This is a genomic window from Mucilaginibacter sp. A5337 (assembly GCF_059690695.1).
In genome coordinates this window covers 1,242,417-1,260,839 of sequence record NZ_JCAWEC010000001.1, presented here as the reverse complement: position 1 = coordinate 1,260,839, position 18,423 = coordinate 1,242,417, and the positions used below count along the sequence as shown (strand labels likewise).

Here is an 18,423-nt window from a genome sequence, read left to right as displayed (position 1 = left end):
GCACGGTTATTTTCGGTATATTATGTGCTACAAACCTGTTCCCCCTCTGGGGGATTTTCTTAACTTAATGACATTGGGATACCGGCCTGTGACTAAGGCCTGCAGGCGTATGAGCGTATAGCGCGGGCCGGAGGTAACGCCCTGGTTCTGAATCATGATTTTTAGGATTGCCAGGATATTGTCTGAATCAGAGTTTTCAGAATTAAATAATTATCAGAATTCCTTTCCATTTTTATTTTCATTCTATTAGTTCTCGAATCCTGAAAATTCAGGTTCAAACAGAAAAAGATCCAAACGAGCGGAGAAGTCACAAGTCCGCCACCCGCTGGCCTCCGCTCAAGACTTGCGCCAGTATCGGTCTGAACACGAATTAAACGAATTGAGGAATTTTTGGAATTGGATTTCATGCTGTTAATTCTCAAATCCTGAAAATTCTGATTCAGACAACCAACTATTCACCTAATCAACCACTCACTAATTCCCCATAAAAACCATAGACTTTATATTTTCAGGATACCAAAAAAATGTGCATATTTGAGGGTTTAACTTTTAAAACACATAATTAATTAAAAACAGGCGCTGTGAAGCAGCCTGATACATTTCAAAAACAATTTAAAAATGAAAGTCGCAGTAGTAGGTGCTACAGGATTAGTAGGCACCAAAATGTTGCAGGTTCTTGCAGAACGCAACTTCCCCGTTACAGAATTAATTCCCGTAGCTTCAGAAAAAAGTATTGGTAAAGAAATTACTTTTAAGGGTAAGCAGTTTAAGGTGGTTTCTGTTGAGGATGCGATTAAGATGAAGCCGGACGTAGCAATTTTCTCGGCCGGCGGAAGCACTTCATTACAGCAAGCTCCTTTATTTGCAGCTGCTGGTACAACTGTTATTGATAATTCATCGGCATGGCGCATGGACCCGACCAAAAAACTGGTTGTGCCCGAAGTAAACGCTGATGTACTTACCGCCGAAGATAAGATCATCGCTAACCCAAATTGCTCAACTATACAAATGGTAGTGGCTTTAAAACCGCTGCACGATAGATATAAAATTAAAAGGGTGGTAGTTTCAACCTATCAATCTGTTACCGGTACTGGTGTTAAAGCTGTCGATCAGCTGTTTAACGAGCGTAAAGGTATCGATGGGCCAAAGGTTTACCCTTACACTATCGATTTGAACGTGATCCCGCAGATTGATGTATTTACCGAAAACGGTTATACTAAAGAGGAAATGAAAATGATCCTCGAAACTAAGAAGATCATGGGCGATGATAGCATTAAAGTAACTGCTACCACCGTGCGGATCCCGGTTATGGGTGGTCACTCGGAGTCGGTTAACATTGAGTTTGCAAATGATTTTGATTTGGCCGAAGTGCGTGAGTTATTAGCTAACGCGCCGGGTATTGTTGTGGTTGATGATACCGCTAACCTGAAATACCCGATGCCGCTTGACGCGCATGACAAAGATGAGGTTTTTGTAGGCCGCATCCGCCGTGATGAAACACAGGATAATACCCTTAACTGCTGGATAGTATCTGATAACCTGCGTAAAGGTGCAGCTACCAATGCCGTGCAGATTGCTGAATATTTGGCTGCTCAGCATTTGATCGGTCAGCCGGTTGAGGCGTAAAACAGAGTAAGAAATATATTTCTCATTGAGCCCTATAGCGTATGCTATGGGGCTTTTTTGTGAAGAATATTTCTTAAATTTGAGTATGAACGAAATATTTTTCCTTGTTGAAGAAGCGATAGAAGGCGGGTATAACGCGCGGGCGATCGGTGAGTCGATTTTTACAGAAGGAGATTCACTTGATGAGCTTAAGGCAAATATCCGTGATGCGGTTCATTGTCATTTTGATGAGGATAAAGAATTATAGATTTGTTTTACCATAGATAAGATATTGAGATAGGGATAGTTATTTGATTATCCCTATTTTTATGCAGTAATATTTTGTTATGAGAACCTTAAGCCTGATTGCTCTTTTCTGTTGTATTGCAACCGCTAAGCTCGTTGCTCAAACACCGCAGGCCGTTGAGGCCGATCTGCTAAAATCATTTAAAAAGATTGCATATTGGGATGATCAGCAAGATAAAGGAGTTGACGGTGCAAGCGAATCATTAAGCGATGCTAATGATGAATTTGGAAGCAAACTAAAAAAGTACGCGGAAACCTGTCCGGCTTCCATTAACATGCCTTTTAACTCGCTTAAAAAAGCACAACTTGATATCTTCACGTCGACAGATGGCTTGTTTAGGATTTACTCATGGGACACCTGGACAGGCGGCACCATGCACATTTTTGCCAATGTGTTGCAAAGTCAAGCTGGTGATAAGACAAAAGCATTGTTGGTGAACAATCCCGAGGAGGGAGGTGCTCCCTTTTATTCAAATTTATATACTTTTAAAACAGGTGGCAGTACTTACTATTTGGGTATTTATGGAGTTATCGAGTCATCAAGATATGCTGGCACGGGAATCAGGGTTTTTGCTATTCAAAATGGCGTTTTGAATAACGATGTGAAAATTATTAAAACGCAATCAGGGCTACATAGTACAATTTTTTACGAATACGATTTTGGTTCGGTAGTTGATATCCCTTTTGAAAAACGCCCTACTATCACTTTTGATCAGGCTACGCAAACTATACATATACCTTTGGTAAATGCTAAAGCGCAGGTTACCGCCAAATTCATTAATTACAAATTCAACGGCCAATACTTCGAAGAAATAAAAAGCTAAGAAACAAGCAACTGATAGCGAATTACTACGAATATCCGCCGGATTTGCTTTTTTTGCGTATCTTGTTTACCGATGAAAACCTTTAAGTTAATAATTGTTTTCTGCTGCTGTTTTTACTCAGCAAATTTGTTTGCCCAAAGTCCGCAGGCCATTGAAGCCGACCTGCTACGGATCTTTAAACGGGTGAACTACTACGGCTCCCACAAAAAAGAGTGGAAGGCTATTGATTCATTAGAAAAAATGAACAAAATCTTCGGCTTTAAGCTGAAGTACTATACCTCTAAATATCCCGGAACTATTAATTATCCTTTTACCGAACTGGTTAAAGAACGGGTAGTGATAGCCACATCTGCCGATGGTTTGTTCCGCACCTATTCATGGGATACCAAATTGGGCAGCGCCGGTTATGACTTTGATAATGTTTTCCAATACAAGGCTAATGGCAAAATATTTTCTTCGTTAAAAATGGATTCGGTAGGAAAAAAGCATAACCCTGTTTACTGGTATTCCAAGATCTATACCCTCCGGGCAAACAGTAAGGTTTACTACCTGGCGGCGTATAATTCGGTACGTTCGAGTAATGACGCTACACAGGGCATCCAGTTTTTTACTGTTGAAAAGGATAAGCTAAATGGCACTGTATTGCTGGTCAAAACTCCAAGCGGTATGCATAGCAAGTTGTATTTTGATTATGATTTCCTGTCGGTGGTTAATATGAAGGTGATCCCAACTATTTATTATGATGCCAAAACACAAACCATCCATAGTCCGTTAGTTAATGCAAAACGACAGGTTACCCGCGACTATATCGTATATAAATTTACCGGTAAGTATTTCGAACGGGTAAAAAATTAACTTTGCCCTATGATCTCCTTCGCCCACCGTGTATTTATGGAAGTTGCCGCTAACCTGAGTTTCAGTAAGGCTGCCCAGGTACTGTTTATCACGCAGCCGGCCATCAGCAAACACGTTAAGGCACTTGAAGATCAATACAAAGTGCCCTTGTTTGAGCGTAAGGGAAATAGTATTTTGCTTACGGAAGCAGGCAATAAGCTAAACGAATACCTGCAGCAGGCAACAGAGATAGAACGGAAGGTTGAATACGATCTTTCGGTATTAAGTAACCTATCGCAGGCTGCGGGACATTTACGGTTGGGGGCCAGTACAACCATAGCTCTTTACATTTTACCACAGATACTTTCAGGTTTCCAGCGCGAGTATGCCAACGTTGATGTGCAACTGGTAAACCGTAACAGCGAGTACATCCTGAATGCTTTGCTTAACCATGAAGTTGATATTGGTATTATTGAAGTTGATAATAAGCTCACCACAGTATCATACAAACCTTTCATGAGCGATGAGGTGATCCCGGTTTGCTCGGCTAAGAGTCCGCTGGCTGGAAAATCATTAACCTTAAAGCAGTTCGTAAAAACGCCTTTAGCTGTAAGAGAACGTGGTTCGGGTACGCTAAATGCCGTATTGAAAGCTCTTTCGGCATTACACATCAAACCGGCCGATCTGTCGGTAAAGATCCGTCTCGGGGGTACAGAGGCATTGAAAAACTTCCTTTTGGCCGACCAGTGCCTTGGCTTTATGCCGCGGCCGTCAATTATCCGACAATTAGCTGAGGGCGACCTGGTTGAGGTACCTATTGAAGGGTTGAAAATCACGCGCGATTTCTTCTTTATCCGCCGCAAGGGCACTGAGGATTATGGGTTGACGAGTAATTTTATCAATTACGCGTTGCAGCATATTGTCTGAACCGGGATTTTATAGGATTTTTCTGATTGCCCGGATTTTTAGTATCAAATCAAAGAAAATCCTGTTAATCCTAAAAATCCCCCAAAATCCCGGTTATCTTTACCCCCATGCCCTCCTCTAAAAAAGCTTTAATTATTGGTGCCGGAATAGCCGGAATAGCCAGCGCTATCAGGCTGGCGGTTAAAGGTTACCAGGTTGAGGTTTATGAGGCCAATAATTATCCCGGGGGTAAGCTAAGCCAGTTTGAACAGGATGGCTACCGCTTTGATGCCGGGCCAAGTTTGTTTACGATGCCCCAATACGTTGACGAACTTTTTGAGCTGGCCGGTAAAAATCCTTCTGATTATTTCAAATATCAAAAACTGGATACCGTTTGCAGGTACTTTTATGAAGATGGCACCCGGTTAGCCGCTTATGCAGATGTTGATAAATTTGGCAAAGAGGTGCAGGCACAAACCGGCGAATCTGCTATGGCTGTGAATCAATATCTTGCAAATAGCAGGCGGATCTACGATATTACCAATCATGTTTTTTTGGAGCGCTCGCTGCACCGGCTTAAAACTTATCTGCGGTGGGATACTGTTAAATCAATATTCAGATTTGGGAAGATTGATGCTTTTCGCAGTATGCATAAGGCCAACCAAAGCTTTTTTAAGGATAAACGAATAGTGCAGTTTTTTGACAGATATGCAACCTATAACGGCTCAAACCCTTACGCAGCTCCGGCTACTTTAAACGTGATCCCTCACCTGGAACAGCATTTTGGCGCGTATTTCCCCGACGGGGGGATGTATAGTATTACTTTGTGCTTAGTGCAGCTGGCCGAATCTGTCGGGGTAAAATTTCGTTACAATAATCCGGTAACGGAAATTATTTTGGATGGGCGAGCGATAAAAGGCATCAATACTAAAGAGGGAACAGTAGAGGGGGATATTGTGGTATCCAATATGGATATCTGGTTTACCTATTACAAGTTGTTAAGCGGTTATCCTAAGCTTCATCCTCAAAAAATATTAAACCAGGAGCGGAGCAGTTCGGCACTGATATTTTACTGGGGAATAAAAGCTCAGTTTAAAGACCTTGACCTGCATAATATTTTTTTTAGTGCAGATTACGAATCGGAGTTTGATCATATCTGGCACGAAAAAGATATTTGTAATGATTCTACTATTTATCTGAATATCAGTTCAAAATATAAGCCGGATGATGCACCCGAAGGTTGCGAAAACTGGTTTGTGATGATCAATGTACCGGCTAATTCGGGGCAAAACTGGGATACGCTGATAACAGAAGCGAGGAAGAACATATTGAGCAAGTTAAGCCGCCTGTTAAGTAAAGATATCAGCCCGTTGATAGCTAATGAAAATATCCTTGATCCGCGAAATATAGAAAGCCGCACATCGTCATACCAGGGCTCGCTTTATGGTACCAGTTCCAACAACCAGTTTGCGGCGTTTTTGCGGCATGCCAATAAATCATCGAAAGTAGAAGGTCTGTATTTTTGTGGTGGAAGTGTGCATCCGGGTGGGGGTATCCCGCTTTGTTTGTTATCGGCAAAAATTGTGAGTGAGCTGATTGCTTAAAAGATATAGTTCGTAAAACAAGTTTATCCCTAAAAGAAGGTTGCACCAGAGGTGCAAAAGGTTTGTAGAAGCAAAATACCGATAGATTTTTGGTGTGCCAGAGGTACACAATTTCTTAAGCCGTCCCGGTATTGGGTGCCCTGCAAATCTGTTTATCCCTGAATGATAAATACATAATTTTAACGAAAGATAATTTTATCAATTATTTTACAGATATTGCGGTGCTGATACGATGTGGCCTGTAAACCAGTTGGCTATGAGTTGTTTCGGTACAAAGAACCAATTATAACGAGATATGACAATCAAGAATGTTTACTTATTACTTGCCGGACTTTTATTGGCCGGTTTTACTTCATGCAAGAAGAAGGACGTTTTGCCGGGCAATACCGGGAACGTTCCCGGTGATACAACGGTGAATACCGGGAAGGCATTACCTGCAGGAGCAAAGGATGGCGTTACTTTTATCAACTCCGGCAAATCGGTAATTTTTAACCTGTACGCACCCGGCAAAAAATCTGTATCAGTTATTGGCGATTTTAATGGCTGGGATGCTAATGATACCAAAGCAGTGATGAATAACACGCCGGACGGCAAACGCTGGTGGGTACAAATTGATAATATAGACCCCGCCACCGAATACGGTTACCAGTTTTATATAGATAAATCCTTAAAAGTGGCAGATCCTTATACCGAAAAGGTGCTGGACCCTGATAACGATTCGTACATATCGTCAGATACTTATCCCAATTTAAAGAAATATCCAACCGGGAAAACTACCGGTAACGTAAGCGTTTTCCAGGCCAATCAGCCTGCGTACAGCTGGAAAAATACCAGTTTTACCCGCCCGGATAAAAAGAACCTGGTTGTTTATGAACTATTGGTGCGCGATTTTATTGATGCCCATAACTATCAAACCCTTACAGATACGTTAAAGTACCTTTCAAACTTAGGTGTTAATGCTGTTGAACTGATGCCGATTAATGAGTTTGAAGGCAACCTTTCATGGGGCTATAATCCGTCATTTTATTTTGCGCCGGATAAATATTACGGTACCAAAAATGCTTTGAAGGCTTTTATAGATGAGTGTCATTCGCGCGGTATAGCTGTGATCCAGGATATTGTTTTAAATCACTCGTTCGGCCAGTCGCCTATGGTACAGATGTATTTTAATACAACTGCCGGTAAGCCATCGGCCGATAATCCCTGGTATAATTTGGACCCAACGCACCCCTACAATGTAGGCTACCAGTTTAACCACGAAAGTGCCGATACCAAATATTTTGTGAAGAATGTGCTCAAATTCTGGATGACGGAGTATAAGATCGATGGATTCCGCTTTGATCTTTCAAAAGGCTTTACGCAGGTTAACTATGGCACATCAGATGCCGCCGTGAACGCCTGGAGCCAGTACGATGCCAGTCGTGTAGCTATCTGGAAAGACTATAATAACTATATCAAAAGCATCGACAATAACAACTTTTACGTGATACTGGAGCACTTTGCGGCCAATCAGGAAGAGAAAGAACTGGCCGGCGAAGGCATGATGCTTTGGAACAACCTTAACTATAATGCCAACGAAGCTACCATGGGCTGGTTAACCAACTCTAACTTCCAGGGCTTATTTTATGATCAGCATACGTTTACCCAGCCTTATAATTTGGTGAGCTATTTTGAAAGCCATGATGAAGAACGCCTGCAGTTTAAAAACGAGAGTTATGGTAACAGCTATAACGGCTACAATGTAAAAGACAAAAATACAGGATTGGCACGCGAAGAAATGGCAGCGGCATTCCTGTTCGCTGTTCCAGGCCCTAAAATGTTATGGCAGTTTGGCGAGCTCGGTTATGATGTAAGTATCGATCAGGGCGGCCGTACCAGTAATAAGCCTATCTACTGGAACTATAATACCGATCCTAACAGGAGGCATTTATATGGTGTTTACGCCAAAATGATTAAGATGAAAGAGAAGAATGCCGTGTTTGCCTCAACTAATTATACTTATACTCTTGCGGGCGCTATTAAAACCATTCAGCTAAAAGATGCCAGCGCAAATGTAGAAGTGGTAGGCAATTTTGACGTGGTACAACAAACAGGTAGTATCAGCTTCCCGGGTACCGGAACCTGGTACGATAACATTAGTAAAACCAGTATTAATGTAACATCATTGCCATATTCCATGACCCTGCAACCCGGCGAATATCATGTTTACAGCAGTGTTGCATTGCTGCAATAAACCAGCTAAAATGCTAAGTGTTAAGGCTTCCGGATATAGTGAAACATTATTTTTAGGCGATGTTTTTAAGCCTACAATTATGCTTGTGGAAACTATAAAAGTGTAATGGCCTTATTTTTAATAATTTATTGATTATTAATATTACCTTTGTGGCTTAAATAAAAATATAATGCAAGGAACAGTAAAATTCTTTAATGAAACTAAAGGCTTCGGATTTATTACCCCAACTGATGGTGGTGCTGAAGTTTTTGTACACGTATCAGGTTTGGTTGACACTATCCGTGAAAACGATAGCGTTACCTACGATGTAGAGCAAGGCCGTAAAGGTCCAAATGCGGTGAATGTAAAAGTAGCTTAAACTATTAATTATATAAAAATCGTACGGCATCTGTTCAGCAATGAGCAGATGCTTTTTTTATGCAATAAAAAAGCCTAACGTATGCATTCCGTCAGGCTATAATTATTTTTCGATTTGAAGTATTCTTAAGATGGGTTTACCATCTGCACTAAAGCATCAATAAACTTTGGTGAATCATTCAAGCTTTCAACCAACTGAACATGCTCTCCACCCAGTGCTTTAAACTCATCACCATATTCGGTAGTTACTTCGTAAACAGTTTCAAGGCAGTCGGCCACAAACGCCGGGCAAAATACCAACAGGCGTTTTTTACCTTCGTTGGCCAGTTTGGCTATGATTTCGCTTGTATAAGGCTGTACCCAGGGGTCGTTACCCAGGCGCGATTGAAAGCAGATGGTATATTTCTCTCTCGGGATCCCCATTTTCTCAGCTATCAGCTTCGCCGTATGGTGCGATTGTGCTGAATAACAAAAGCGGTTAGCGTCGGTAAGTGTTTCGCAGCAACCGGCAGATTTAAGGCAGTGATTATGTGTATGATCTGCTTTGATCAGTTGCCTTTGCGGTAAACCATGGAAGCTGAACAAAACGTGGTCATAGGTATCCGGATTGTATTTTTGAGCATTATCGGCAAAGGTTTCAATCATCAGCTCATTATCATGGAAAGAGTTGATGAAAGTGATATTTGGTGATGTTGGCCATTTACCAACAATATCCATCACCTTTTCATAAACAGATCCGGTACTGGCCGAAGCGTATTGCGGAAACAAAGGGATTACCTGGATACTTTCAACGAGGGCTGCCTTCAGTTTCTCCAAAGCCGATTCGATAGAAGGGTTTTGGTAACGCATAGCCAGCTCAACCATATACCCATCGCCGAGGCGTTGCTGTAAGGCTTTTTGTTGTAAAATACTGTAATGTAACAGCGGTGATCCTGTTTTAGGATCCCAGATGGCCTGGTATAATTTAGCTGATTTAGGTGCCCTGAAAGGAACAATTAAGCCTTTTACTAAAATGGTACGTGAAAGGGTTCCAATATCAATAACCCGGGGGTCCATCAAAAACTCATTCAAATAACGCTTAACATCTGCTGTACTTGGGCTATCCGGGGTGCCCAGGTTAACCAGTAAAATTCCTTTTTTAGCCATAATTATGAGGTACAAAAGTAACAAAAAATGCCCCATAACTAATGACGGCGGTCACAATTTACAAATAAATGAGGTGTAAGCATCGTTTATATTCCTGGCGTTTACACTCCCGTCATTGTGAGGCACGAAGCAATCGCGAACTGTACAGAGAGAATTGAATGGCTAACCTATAAATGGGGTATTACTTTGTGTCTTATAATGGGACGATTGTAAGTTGTTGATTATTAAATGTGTTTTTTGATCGATACTATAAATATGGGCGTTGCCTGCGGCCGGGCTATCCGCTCATACTGCACAAGGCCTTAATCACAGGCCGGTATCCGCTACTATCCCTAACGCGGCTTGCTTTATGTCTTATTTAATAACTTTCCACAACCTCCACCATGGCACTCCCGGCGATTCGTGATGCTCATAGTGGTACCCGAAAAAGTAACAGCTAAAAAACGCAGCAAAGTGGTTACGGCGCTGGCTCCGGGCAAAGTGCCGGTTATTGTGTTCGCCTTTATGGGGTTGGTAGGTTCCGAAGTAAAATAGTTGCAATGTACTTAGGAGGGACGGCACTACCCAAAACATGATCAGGTTTGGCTGCGGGATCCAGATTTTCAGGATATTGAAAACTATCGCCATTACAACAATTTGCCATATCGACAGATAATTGCGGATGAACTGCACATACCAGGCAAAAAATCCACCGTGGTGATAATCCGGATCATCGTGGGTATGTACATGGCGGTGATGCTTATGATGTTTAGTATACAGCTGTGGGTACCAGAACGAGGCATACAAAAAGGTGCTCAGGTAGCCGACAAAGTTATTTAAACCCTTATTGGGCGAAACTGTACCATGCATGGCATCATGCGCGGTAATGAACAATCCGGTATACAGGTGCATCTGTACCAGCATGAAAATGTAAACCAGGGGATTGGTGAAACTGAAATGCCATTGCATCAATAATATAATGCTTGTTGCCCAACTGCCAATTACCAGGGAGGCTATCAATAAACCGGTATGTGAAGGGCTTTTTTGCATGCTATGGTGTTACAGCAAAAAGCGTGCTGTTAAAAACTTTCTATAGCGGCTTTTACCTTTTGCATCAGCCACATGGGGGTTGATGTAGCGCCGGCAATACCTACAGTGTCATTAGGAGCAAACATGTTTTGTTCCAGTTCATCGGTTGATGATATGAAGTAGGTGTTGGGGTTATGTTTACGGCATACCTCAAACAATACCTTGCCGTTTGATGATTTTTTGCCCGATACAAAAACTATCTTATCAAAACGCGTTGCAAATTTGGGCAGGTCCTTATCTCGGTTACTAACCTGGCGACAAATGGTATCATTGGCCTTAAGGGCATAACCACGCGCAATAAGCTCATCCTTCACCGAGTAAAATTTATCCATACTCTTGGTGGTTTGGCTGTATAGCGTGATGTTATGCGGAAGTTCTACATTATCCAGCTCGGCAATATCCTGGAAAACGATGGCTTCATCATTTGTTTGCCCCTGTAAGCCAACTACTTCGGCGTGGCCATGTTTACCAAAAATCAGGATCTTCTCGTTCGAGTCGTATGAGGTTTTGATACGGTTTTGCAGTTTAAGCACTACCGGGCATGAGGCATCAATAAGGGTAATATTGTTTTCTAAAGCCGTGCGGTAAGTATCCGGTGCTTCGCCATGGGCACGGATCAGTACCTTTTCGTTGTGCAGATCTTTGAGCTGGGTATGTTCAATGATACGCAAGCCGCGTGCCTTAAGGCGCTCAACTTCCTCATCGTTATGTACAATATCGCCAAGGCAGTACAGGTAACCGTCCTCTTCTAAAATCTCCTCGGCCATGTCAATGGCATAAACCACCCCAAAGCAAAAGCCCGAATCCTGATCAATAGTAACCTGTAACTGATAATCTCCCATGGTGTTGCAAATTTACGGCAAAAATAACCGTCGATTGTAATGATTACGTTGATTTCGCTGATTTTTCGATCGTTAACCTTATTTGTTGTGGCTATTTAAACCGATTGGATGCCTGGAAACTCCTTTCCTATGCTATTGTAATAAGCTCTTACCTTCCTACGCCAGCTACTTCTTGCAGACGGCCAGTTTTTTTGTCCCTCAATAAAATCAATACGAGGATTGGAATGCCCCGGTCTGGAGTTGCTACCTTTTGAGGGTTGTTCAAATTTTAATAATAGCTCAGGATCGTTTATGGGGTCAAAATCCCCATCCTGGTCAAATATAGTTTGATGTTCGGGTCTGTTGTATAACTCTCTTCTGCTCTTAAGCAGGTTCATCAATTCATTTAGGGAGATGTGGTCGGTAATATAGTCAAGATCATAAATATCTTTATGATTTGCCCTGCTTGATGCGGTTATTAATTTTAATGGCCCAATATCGATTAGACTCATAACCTTAATGTTGTTGATAATTTCAGGAGTGTTATAGATCTGCATGTTCTGCAATATTTCTACTTTAATTGCAGTATCGTTTCTGCGAATAAAAAAACGTTGAAACAAAAACTGATCATTTATATCGCATGGATAATCTATCGCAAAAACAGCTTCTCCGTAAAAAGCTTCAACTTCCTTTCTAACCAACTCATATCCAATTTTGCCTATAATACCGGGAAAGAAAAAATCAATATCATTAGATACCCGATGGCTATAACGAATCGCCAGGCTGGTACCGCCACCTAAAACACTTGCCTTTAGCGATGGGAGTTGTTGAAGTTCACAAATGGTTTTAAATAAATTATCATCGACAGCTTTCATTGGGTAAACCGTAAAAACTGTTTAATATGGTAACGACGTGCAACCAGCAAGCAAACCTGATTACTCACTTTTTCTTTAGTGGCTTTTAACTCACGTGCAATAACTGCTTTGGGATAAATAGCTTCGAGCCTTAATATATCATCTGCAAAAGTTGATGAAGTAGTTGCCATCAATGCCCTCGGAATGATGAGATCTTGATCGTGATTGATATCAAGAGATGCGATGTCCACGTCCCAAAATAAATATTTAGGGAATATTTCTTGAATGTGTATATCCTTTTTCATCTTAAACAAAGATACAAAATCAGTTTTTGATTAATGAGCGGCTTAATACATCAAATTCAAAACAGCAAAAAATACAAATTGTGCAATCAGCAGTGCCGGGGCAACAATGCTTTGCCGTTTAAATTTAAACTGCTCAAATATAAAAAGGAGCACTGCACTCAGGGCAAACCAGCAAATATAGTTTTTAAATGGAATGCTGCCATCCAGCCAATGCCAGTAATCAAAGCGTATAGCAATAGGTTCAATTAGTGCATCAAGCATGGTTAAGATAATAGCTCCCGCAAGCATTCTTATTAATTTATTATTGAAGCTACTTCTCCGCAGAACAACACCTACGCTGTATATCAGCAAAAACCAATTCACCCCAATCATTAAAGGGATATCAAGCAGTTTGGCACCGAGTGTGCCATCGTAACGATAATGGCCGAAGAGCAAACTTGTATGTACCCCGATATATTCAGCCATAAAACCGGTAATAAAGGTTATCAACGCAAACAACAGAAACTTAATGTTGAAAGCATCATGGCTATAAATGATTACGCCAAGCATCAAGAGTAAATGCCATGGTACCAGGGCTATAAATAATACACTTAGAGATGGAATAATGAAGCCGATTATGCCCACCAAATGGAACAAAAAAATGATTGTTACACAAATCCTGTTTTTGGCTGGCATATCCATGGTAAATGCAGCCGGTTTCAAATCTTTCGCCCTTTCCACATGGTGGTTTTGGTGAGGTATCTTTGTATAGCTAAAATAGCAACTGCCAGGAGGCTAAACATTTGCGCCGGGTGCAAAAAGATATTATATCCGGCTTTTTGCCCGGCCGAAAGGGAGATCATGATCCGTGTGAGCAAGATCAATCCTACGGTAAAAAATATAAGAGGCAGGTTCAGGGTAGTTAGTATAATTAGCGGACCGGCAATGGTAATGGTAACGTATACCAAAAAGCCGATGATGCTGTAGTTAAAAGCAGCCAGGAAATTTTTGCTGAATCCATTTATAGCCTCAATATATCCCTTGTACATGCGGCAACTGATCATGCCGTTGGCCAGTAAGGCTTCACCGTTATAACGTTCTGATTTGATAAGGCGCATGATCTCCACATCTTCCACTATTTTGTTTTTCACTGCTTTATGCCATTGGTGTTTGTGGTAAATAGCAGCATCAAACAACATGAATTGACCGCTCGCGGCAGCTACCGAAGCATTTTTAACCAGATAAACCAGGCGTAAAGGAAGGAGGTTAAGCAATATAAAATGCATAAGCGGAACCACGAGGTTCTCGCCCGTAGTAATCATGATTTGGTTAGTGAACAGGCTTAATAAACCCAACTGGTGCAGGTGCATGCGGTGTACAGCACTGTTGATAAGCCGGTTGCTGATTTGCTCGTCGGCGTCCAGAAACAGCAGGTATTTACCGTCGGCTTGCCTGGCCATTTGATGGCAGGCATAGTTTTTACCTATCCAGCCATCGGGCAATTTGCTGCCTTTTATTACGCTGAAATGGGGGTGCCCGGCTGCAAACTCGTTACAAACCCGGTATGTATCATCGGTCGAATCATCGTCATAAATAATAACCTCATAGTTGTTGTAATCCTGCTGATGGATGGAGTTTAACAGGGTTAATATATTACCAGCCTCGTTGCGTGCAGGGATCAGGATGGATACCTTATCCGAATAATACCGGCCTATGTGGGGTAGCTTAGGGTTGGATATGTAATTGAACAGCGTTACCGCAAACCTGAGTATGATAAAAAAGAGGGTTATTAATATGGCTATTATCACTTTTTATATATCAATTTCGGTTTGTTGTAATTTGGAGGATTCATAATGCCTTTGGTATGCTTCCTGTAATTTATCTATGCTTTTACCTGTGTAATTTTCGGGTTCGCCTTTTAAGTAAACGGTTACTGTTGGCTTTTTATGTTTAAAGTACTGAATAAAAGTTGAAGCAAAAACAAGTTGAAAATTCCCGGTGGCTTTTTCAATTATTCTCATAATACCTTTTTCAAATTTTATGTTTGTAACAAAGTTAGCATACAGTTTGCCCTGCGGAAACATTAAAACCAAATTTGCAGGATCGTTAAGTAATTCGGCGGCGTAATCAAGTGACTGAAAAATACTTCTCGAGTCTTTTTTTACTGAAAATGCACCCACATATTTCAGAAAGCGTTCTTTACGGGCGGTTTCTTCCAGTATCATGACATGCAGTTTTTTTTTCAATAGTTTTTCGTTGACACAATATAAAATCAATCCGTCCCAAAAACTGAAGTGATTGCCGATAAGCAACACCGACTTGCTTTTATCAATCGCAACATCGTTGAACAATAACTCGTGAAACGTTTTGCCAACAGCCCACTTGATATAGTAGTGGACAATACGGTTCATGAAAAAGTTCTTTTTATTGCGGATCATATTTTGACACGAATGTATCGTATGTAGGCGATAGTTTTATCGAATTACACGAATTAAAGCAGTTGGCACGAATGCTTTGCTTATTGTATAATTTTATCGAATTACACGAATTAAGTAATGAATATCTCAAATGGAATTAGCGTCAATTCCAAACAATTCGGGAAATTAGTGTCAATTAAGTTAGTGTTCTATATTGATTTGGTTTTTCAATGCCTGCTGATGCGCCTGGTTAATGTTCTCTTTTAACTGCTCAAATGTAAGCTCGTTAGCCACACCTAAATCAAAGAGATGAACATAGGCTCGGGGTTTCAGGCTTTCAAAATAATCTATCAGAATACAGTGATAAACAATTTGGCACGGGCCTTTTATTTGCTGCATTAATTTATAAACACCTTTTTCAACATGAATATGCGTTTCATGGTTCGAAAACAGTTCGCCCTGCGGAAATATCACGATCAGGTTATCCGGCTTATCCAATATCCCAGCCGAGTAGGTGAGCGATTCCAACATAGCCCTCGATCCTTTTTGGATGGAGTAAGCGCCGATATATCGTAAATAGCTACGCTGATCAAACTGATCCTGCTGCATCATTACATAATATTGTTTTTTGAGGTTATAAACAGCCGTCCAGTTGGCAATAAAGCCATCCCACCAGCTAAAGTGGTTACTCAGAAGTAATATCGAGTGGCCCGGTTGCGGTTCAAAAGGCTGTACATTAACCTCTTTAAAGTTGCGGCTGATCCACCACCTTACGTAGCTGATATATAGTTTACTCCAGAATTTTTTTTTACGAGAGGGTACCATGTTTTATTTAACTAAATACTCATCCAGTGCCTTTGTAACCAGCCAATGCCCAAGCTCAACTTCATGCACTTCGGCATCATGAAGCATTCCTAAAAATGGCATCGCTGCCGATTTAGGGAACAGTTTGTCGTGCTTGCCAAATATCAGCAAACATTTAATTTGATGCTGATTGATCAGCCGGGCTATTTTCTGCACATCGGGTTTTAATAGCCTGATCAAATTTAGGGTATAATAGGTATCAAGCCTTTTTTGTTCGGTGTCAATTTCATTATAAGCTATCTTGTATAAGCTTTCGTCGATAACCCCAACTCTTTTTACGCTTTTAACCAAAAAAGGTGCAAGCCATCTGCTTTTGGTAGCTGTACGGAAAATAGCGCGGCCAAGTTTGTTGTGCAGCATAAAATGAAAGCCTTTAAAAACGGCCAGGCCATCGGGGGCCATTAATATGATATCATCAATCATATCGGCATATTCTTCAACTAATATCAGGGCCAGGTTGGCGCCTATGGAATAACCCATAACCGAAAAGCGCTGCAGGCCGTAAAGCTTAAACCATTCTTCCATGTAGTTGCGTACCATGGCTTTGGGCATCCCGGCCAGGATCTGTTGTTCTGTCCAGCCGTCGAGCCGGCTTTCGCCATGAAAAAAATGATCGAACCCGTAGATATGATATTGAGGCAAAATAGATTGATCAAGCACGTGAAATTGCTTACCCGTCATGCCATAGCCATGGAAGGCCAGCAGTGGCTTTTGACCGGTACCGTATTCGTGAAAATGTGCTTTGCCCAAACCTGGCAGATGTAAAAAACCCATTAAGGCAATATTAAGAATTTATGGCTTTTGTACAGTAAACACATTTGTTTTGTTTTGGACAATGGAATAGTCTTTTTATAAAAATTGTCATTTCGATGAACGGCGGAGAGGGCGAAGGGGGCGTGAGGAGAAATCTTCTACTTCTCGTAAATCACCATACATGGTTTACTAACCAGCGTATAAGATTTCTCACTCGTACCTTGTTTCGAAATGACACTTTATATTTTATCTGGTAATATACCTCATGATCATTTCCGTGGCCCCAACATTATCTTTTACGTAATTGGATATCTTTTTACGGGTTGTATCATAAAAAGTCTCATCATTAACAAGCGTTTCAACAATGTCTTTCAGTTCTGTTTCATTGCTGATGCTAAACCCGGCCTCAAGGGCGATAAGCTCCCTGGCCTCGTTAAATTTCTGATAATTAGGGCCAAAAATAACAGGCAGGCCAAAAGCTGCCGCCTCCAGCGTATTGTGGATACCTACCCCAAAACCGCCGCCTATATAGGCAATATCGGCATAAGCGTAAAGGGACGACAGCATACCGATGTTGTCTATTACGAGTGCCTGGAGATTGTTAGATGTTAGCGATTGGTTAATAAAATCTCCCGACTTCAAACCTTCGGCTTCGGTTTTTAATTGAGAAAAAGTGATCGCTTTTCCTTCAGGAAGCAACTCTATCAGGTTGTTGATCTTCTCCTCCGGTATTTCATGCGGGGCGAAGATGAATTTCCAGTTGGGATACTGGCTTACCAGTTTCGCCAACAGGGTTTCGTCCTGCGGCCATGTGCTGCCCGCAATAAATAGTTTGTGGCCGTTTTTAAATTCAGCTATTAAAGGCAAAGCTTTCGGATTTTGCGCGTTGGCCCAAACGCGGTCGAACCGGGTATCGCCGCTTACCGAAGTATTGGTGATGCCAATACCCTGTAATAATTCTTCAGATGCCTCATCCTGTAAAAAGAAATGGCTTACGAGCCTTAATATTTTGCGGTTAAAACCACCATACCATCTAAAAAACACTTGCCCGGGCCTGAATATTCCCGATACTATATATAAAGGAATGTTGCGCTTATGTGCTTCGTTAAAAAAATGAAACCAGTATTCGTACTTGGTAAAAACGACAAGTTCGGGATTGATAGCATCAACAAATTTGCGGGCGTTTGGGGCTGTATCCAAAGGCAGGTAATAAACATAATCGGCAAGCGGGGTGTTTTTCCTGATTTCGTATCCCGAAGGGGAAAAAAAAGTAACTACTACTTTTTTGCCGGGGTGCAATGTCCTGATTGCTTCCAGTATCGGACGGCCTTGTTCAAATTCGCCCAATGAAGCAAAATGAAACCAAATACTGCTTTCTATACGTACAAAGACGGGGTTTTTACGTCCTGCAACCCAAAGTTTTGCCTTGTTGTTAAACAACGCGGCAAAACGGATAAAAAGGGAATATAATTTGATACCTATATTATATAATACCATCAATTTTAACGCCGAATGATTATCTTAGCCGGGCATAAAAGTAATAACAA

Annotated in this window: 19 protein-coding genes; 8 read left to right on the top strand and 11 right to left on the bottom strand. The window is 41.3% G+C overall.

Features of this window, described 5'->3' with window-relative positions:
- The first annotated feature begins 618 nt into the window (after nt 1-618).
- The 8 genes from AC59JO_RS05215 to AC59JO_RS05180 all read left to right on the top strand — a co-directional run bounded on the left by AC59JO_RS05215 (nt 619) and on the right by AC59JO_RS05180 (nt 8,670).
- Nucleotides 619-1,626: an aspartate-semialdehyde dehydrogenase gene (locus AC59JO_RS05215; protein ID WP_497303852.1), complete on the top strand. Its 1,008-nt coding sequence runs from the start codon at nt 619-621 to the stop codon at nt 1,624-1,626.
- A gap of 85 nt (nt 1,627-1,711) precedes the next feature.
- Entirely contained in the window at nt 1,712-1,873 is a 162-nt protein-coding gene (locus AC59JO_RS05210; RefSeq protein WP_330859085.1) for a 2-oxoisovalerate dehydrogenase, read from the top strand.
- 79 nt (nt 1,874-1,952) lie between these two features.
- Nucleotides 1,953-2,735 (top strand): hypothetical protein, encoded by a 783-nt coding sequence (locus AC59JO_RS05205; protein ID WP_497303849.1) that lies wholly within the window; start codon nt 1,953-1,955, stop codon nt 2,733-2,735.
- 72 nt (nt 2,736-2,807) lie between these two features.
- Entirely contained in the window at nt 2,808-3,590 is a 783-nt protein-coding gene (locus AC59JO_RS05200; RefSeq protein ID WP_497303847.1) for a hypothetical protein, read from the top strand.
- Between the two features lie 9 nt (nt 3,591-3,599).
- The gene (locus AC59JO_RS05195; protein ID WP_497303845.1) at nt 3,600-4,496 is read left to right on the top strand and encodes a LysR substrate-binding domain-containing protein; all 897 of its coding nucleotides are present in this window, start codon (nt 3,600-3,602) and stop codon (nt 4,494-4,496) included.
- A gap of 107 nt (nt 4,497-4,603) precedes the next feature.
- The gene (gene crtD, locus AC59JO_RS05190) at nt 4,604-6,079 is read left to right on the top strand and encodes a 1-hydroxycarotenoid 3,4-desaturase CrtD (RefSeq protein WP_497303843.1); all 1,476 of its coding nucleotides are present in this window, start codon (nt 4,604-4,606) and stop codon (nt 6,077-6,079) included.
- Nucleotides 6,080-6,374: 295 nt separating this feature from the next.
- Nucleotides 6,375-8,312, top strand: a complete 1,938-nt coding sequence (locus AC59JO_RS05185) for an alpha-amylase family glycosyl hydrolase (RefSeq protein ID WP_497303841.1) — start codon at nt 6,375-6,377, stop codon at nt 8,310-8,312.
- Between the two features lie 166 nt (nt 8,313-8,478).
- The gene (locus tag AC59JO_RS05180) at nt 8,479-8,670 is read left to right on the top strand and encodes a cold-shock protein (RefSeq protein ID WP_091220527.1); all 192 of its coding nucleotides are present in this window, start codon (nt 8,479-8,481) and stop codon (nt 8,668-8,670) included.
- Between the two features lie 125 nt (nt 8,671-8,795).
- On the opposite strand, the gene hemH is transcribed toward AC59JO_RS05180, so the two are convergent.
- The 11 genes from hemH to AC59JO_RS05125 form a co-directional block, all read right to left on the bottom strand.
- The gene (hemH, locus tag AC59JO_RS05175) at nt 8,796-9,815 is read right to left on the bottom strand and encodes a ferrochelatase (protein WP_497303839.1); all 1,020 of its coding nucleotides are present in this window, start codon (nt 9,813-9,815) and stop codon (nt 8,796-8,798) included.
- Between the two features lie 354 nt (nt 9,816-10,169).
- Nucleotides 10,170-10,844 (bottom strand): fatty acid desaturase, encoded by a 675-nt coding sequence (locus AC59JO_RS05170; protein ID WP_413669504.1) that lies wholly within the window; start codon nt 10,842-10,844, stop codon nt 10,170-10,172.
- A 29-nt stretch (nt 10,845-10,873) separates the two neighbouring features.
- The gene (locus AC59JO_RS05165) at nt 10,874-11,725 is read right to left on the bottom strand and encodes a 4-hydroxy-3-methylbut-2-enyl diphosphate reductase (protein ID WP_497303837.1); all 852 of its coding nucleotides are present in this window, start codon (nt 11,723-11,725) and stop codon (nt 10,874-10,876) included.
- A gap of 95 nt (nt 11,726-11,820) precedes the next feature.
- Nucleotides 11,821-12,579, bottom strand: a complete 759-nt coding sequence (locus AC59JO_RS05160) for a nucleotidyl transferase AbiEii/AbiGii toxin family protein (RefSeq protein ID WP_497303835.1) — start codon at nt 12,577-12,579, stop codon at nt 11,821-11,823.
- On the bottom strand, nt 12,576-12,863 hold the full coding sequence (locus tag AC59JO_RS05155; RefSeq protein WP_497303833.1) for a DUF6922 domain-containing protein: 288 nt from the start codon (nt 12,861-12,863) through the stop codon (nt 12,576-12,578). The genes AC59JO_RS05160 and AC59JO_RS05155 overlap by 4 nt, the downstream gene beginning before the upstream one ends.
- Before the next feature lie 42 nt (nt 12,864-12,905).
- Complete coding sequence (locus AC59JO_RS05150; protein WP_497303831.1) at nt 12,906-13,583, bottom strand: carotenoid biosynthesis protein; 678 nt, start codon at nt 13,581-13,583, stop codon at nt 12,906-12,908.
- Entirely contained in the window at nt 13,562-14,650 is a 1,089-nt protein-coding gene (locus AC59JO_RS05145) for a glycosyltransferase family 2 protein (RefSeq protein WP_497303829.1), read from the bottom strand. Before AC59JO_RS05145 ends, AC59JO_RS05150 begins: the two co-directional genes overlap by 22 nt.
- A 3-nt stretch (nt 14,651-14,653) precedes the next feature.
- Nucleotides 14,654-15,253: a lysophospholipid acyltransferase family protein gene (locus AC59JO_RS05140; protein WP_497303827.1), complete on the bottom strand. Its 600-nt coding sequence runs from the start codon at nt 15,251-15,253 to the stop codon at nt 14,654-14,656.
- A gap of 207 nt (nt 15,254-15,460) precedes the next feature.
- Nucleotides 15,461-16,084 carry a lysophospholipid acyltransferase family protein gene (locus AC59JO_RS05135; protein WP_497303825.1) on the bottom strand — a complete coding sequence of 208 codons (624 nt, stop codon included), beginning with the start codon at nt 16,082-16,084 and terminating at the stop codon, nt 15,461-15,463.
- 3 nt (nt 16,085-16,087) lie between these two features.
- Nucleotides 16,088-16,897 (bottom strand): alpha/beta fold hydrolase, encoded by an 810-nt coding sequence (locus AC59JO_RS05130; RefSeq protein WP_497303823.1) that lies wholly within the window; start codon nt 16,895-16,897, stop codon nt 16,088-16,090.
- Between the two features lie 225 nt (nt 16,898-17,122).
- The gene (locus AC59JO_RS05125) at nt 17,123-18,373 is read right to left on the bottom strand and encodes a 3-deoxy-D-manno-octulosonic acid transferase (protein ID WP_497303821.1); all 1,251 of its coding nucleotides are present in this window, start codon (nt 18,371-18,373) and stop codon (nt 17,123-17,125) included.
- Nucleotides 18,374-18,423 lie beyond the last annotated feature (50 nt).

Coding starts and splice junctions, on each gene's coding strand:
- AC59JO_RS05215 (WP_497303852.1), top strand. CDS start 619: ATGAAAGTCGCAGTAGTAGGTGCTACAGGATTAGTAGGCACCAAAATG.
- AC59JO_RS05210 (WP_330859085.1), top strand. CDS start 1,712: ATGAACGAAATATTTTTCCTTGTTGAAGAAGCGATAGAAGGCGGGTAT.
- AC59JO_RS05205 (WP_497303849.1), top strand. CDS start 1,953: ATGAGAACCTTAAGCCTGATTGCTCTTTTCTGTTGTATTGCAACCGCT.
- AC59JO_RS05200 (WP_497303847.1), top strand. CDS start 2,808: ATGAAAACCTTTAAGTTAATAATTGTTTTCTGCTGCTGTTTTTACTCA.
- AC59JO_RS05195 (WP_497303845.1), top strand. CDS start 3,600: ATGATCTCCTTCGCCCACCGTGTATTTATGGAAGTTGCCGCTAACCTG.
- crtD (WP_497303843.1), top strand. CDS start 4,604: ATGCCCTCCTCTAAAAAAGCTTTAATTATTGGTGCCGGAATAGCCGGA.
- AC59JO_RS05185 (WP_497303841.1), top strand. CDS start 6,375: ATGACAATCAAGAATGTTTACTTATTACTTGCCGGACTTTTATTGGCC.
- hemH (WP_497303839.1), bottom strand. CDS start 9,815: ATGGCTAAAAAAGGAATTTTACTGGTTAACCTGGGCACCCCGGATAGC.
- AC59JO_RS05170 (WP_413669504.1), bottom strand. CDS start 10,844: ATGCAAAAAAGCCCTTCACATACCGGTTTATTGATAGCCTCCCTGGTA.
- AC59JO_RS05165 (WP_497303837.1), bottom strand. CDS start 11,725: ATGGGAGATTATCAGTTACAGGTTACTATTGATCAGGATTCGGGCTTT.
- AC59JO_RS05160 (WP_497303835.1), bottom strand. CDS start 12,579: ATGAAAGCTGTCGATGATAATTTATTTAAAACCATTTGTGAACTTCAA.
- AC59JO_RS05155 (WP_497303833.1), bottom strand. CDS start 12,863: ATGAAAAAGGATATACACATTCAAGAAATATTCCCTAAATATTTATTT.
- AC59JO_RS05140 (WP_497303827.1), bottom strand. CDS start 15,253: ATGAACCGTATTGTCCACTACTATATCAAGTGGGCTGTTGGCAAAACG.
- AC59JO_RS05135 (WP_497303825.1), bottom strand. CDS start 16,084: ATGGTACCCTCTCGTAAAAAAAAATTCTGGAGTAAACTATATATCAGC.
- AC59JO_RS05130 (WP_497303823.1), bottom strand. CDS start 16,897: ATGGGTTTTTTACATCTGCCAGGTTTGGGCAAAGCACATTTTCACGAA.
- AC59JO_RS05125 (WP_497303821.1), bottom strand. CDS start 18,373: ATGGTATTATATAATATAGGTATCAAATTATATTCCCTTTTTATCCGT.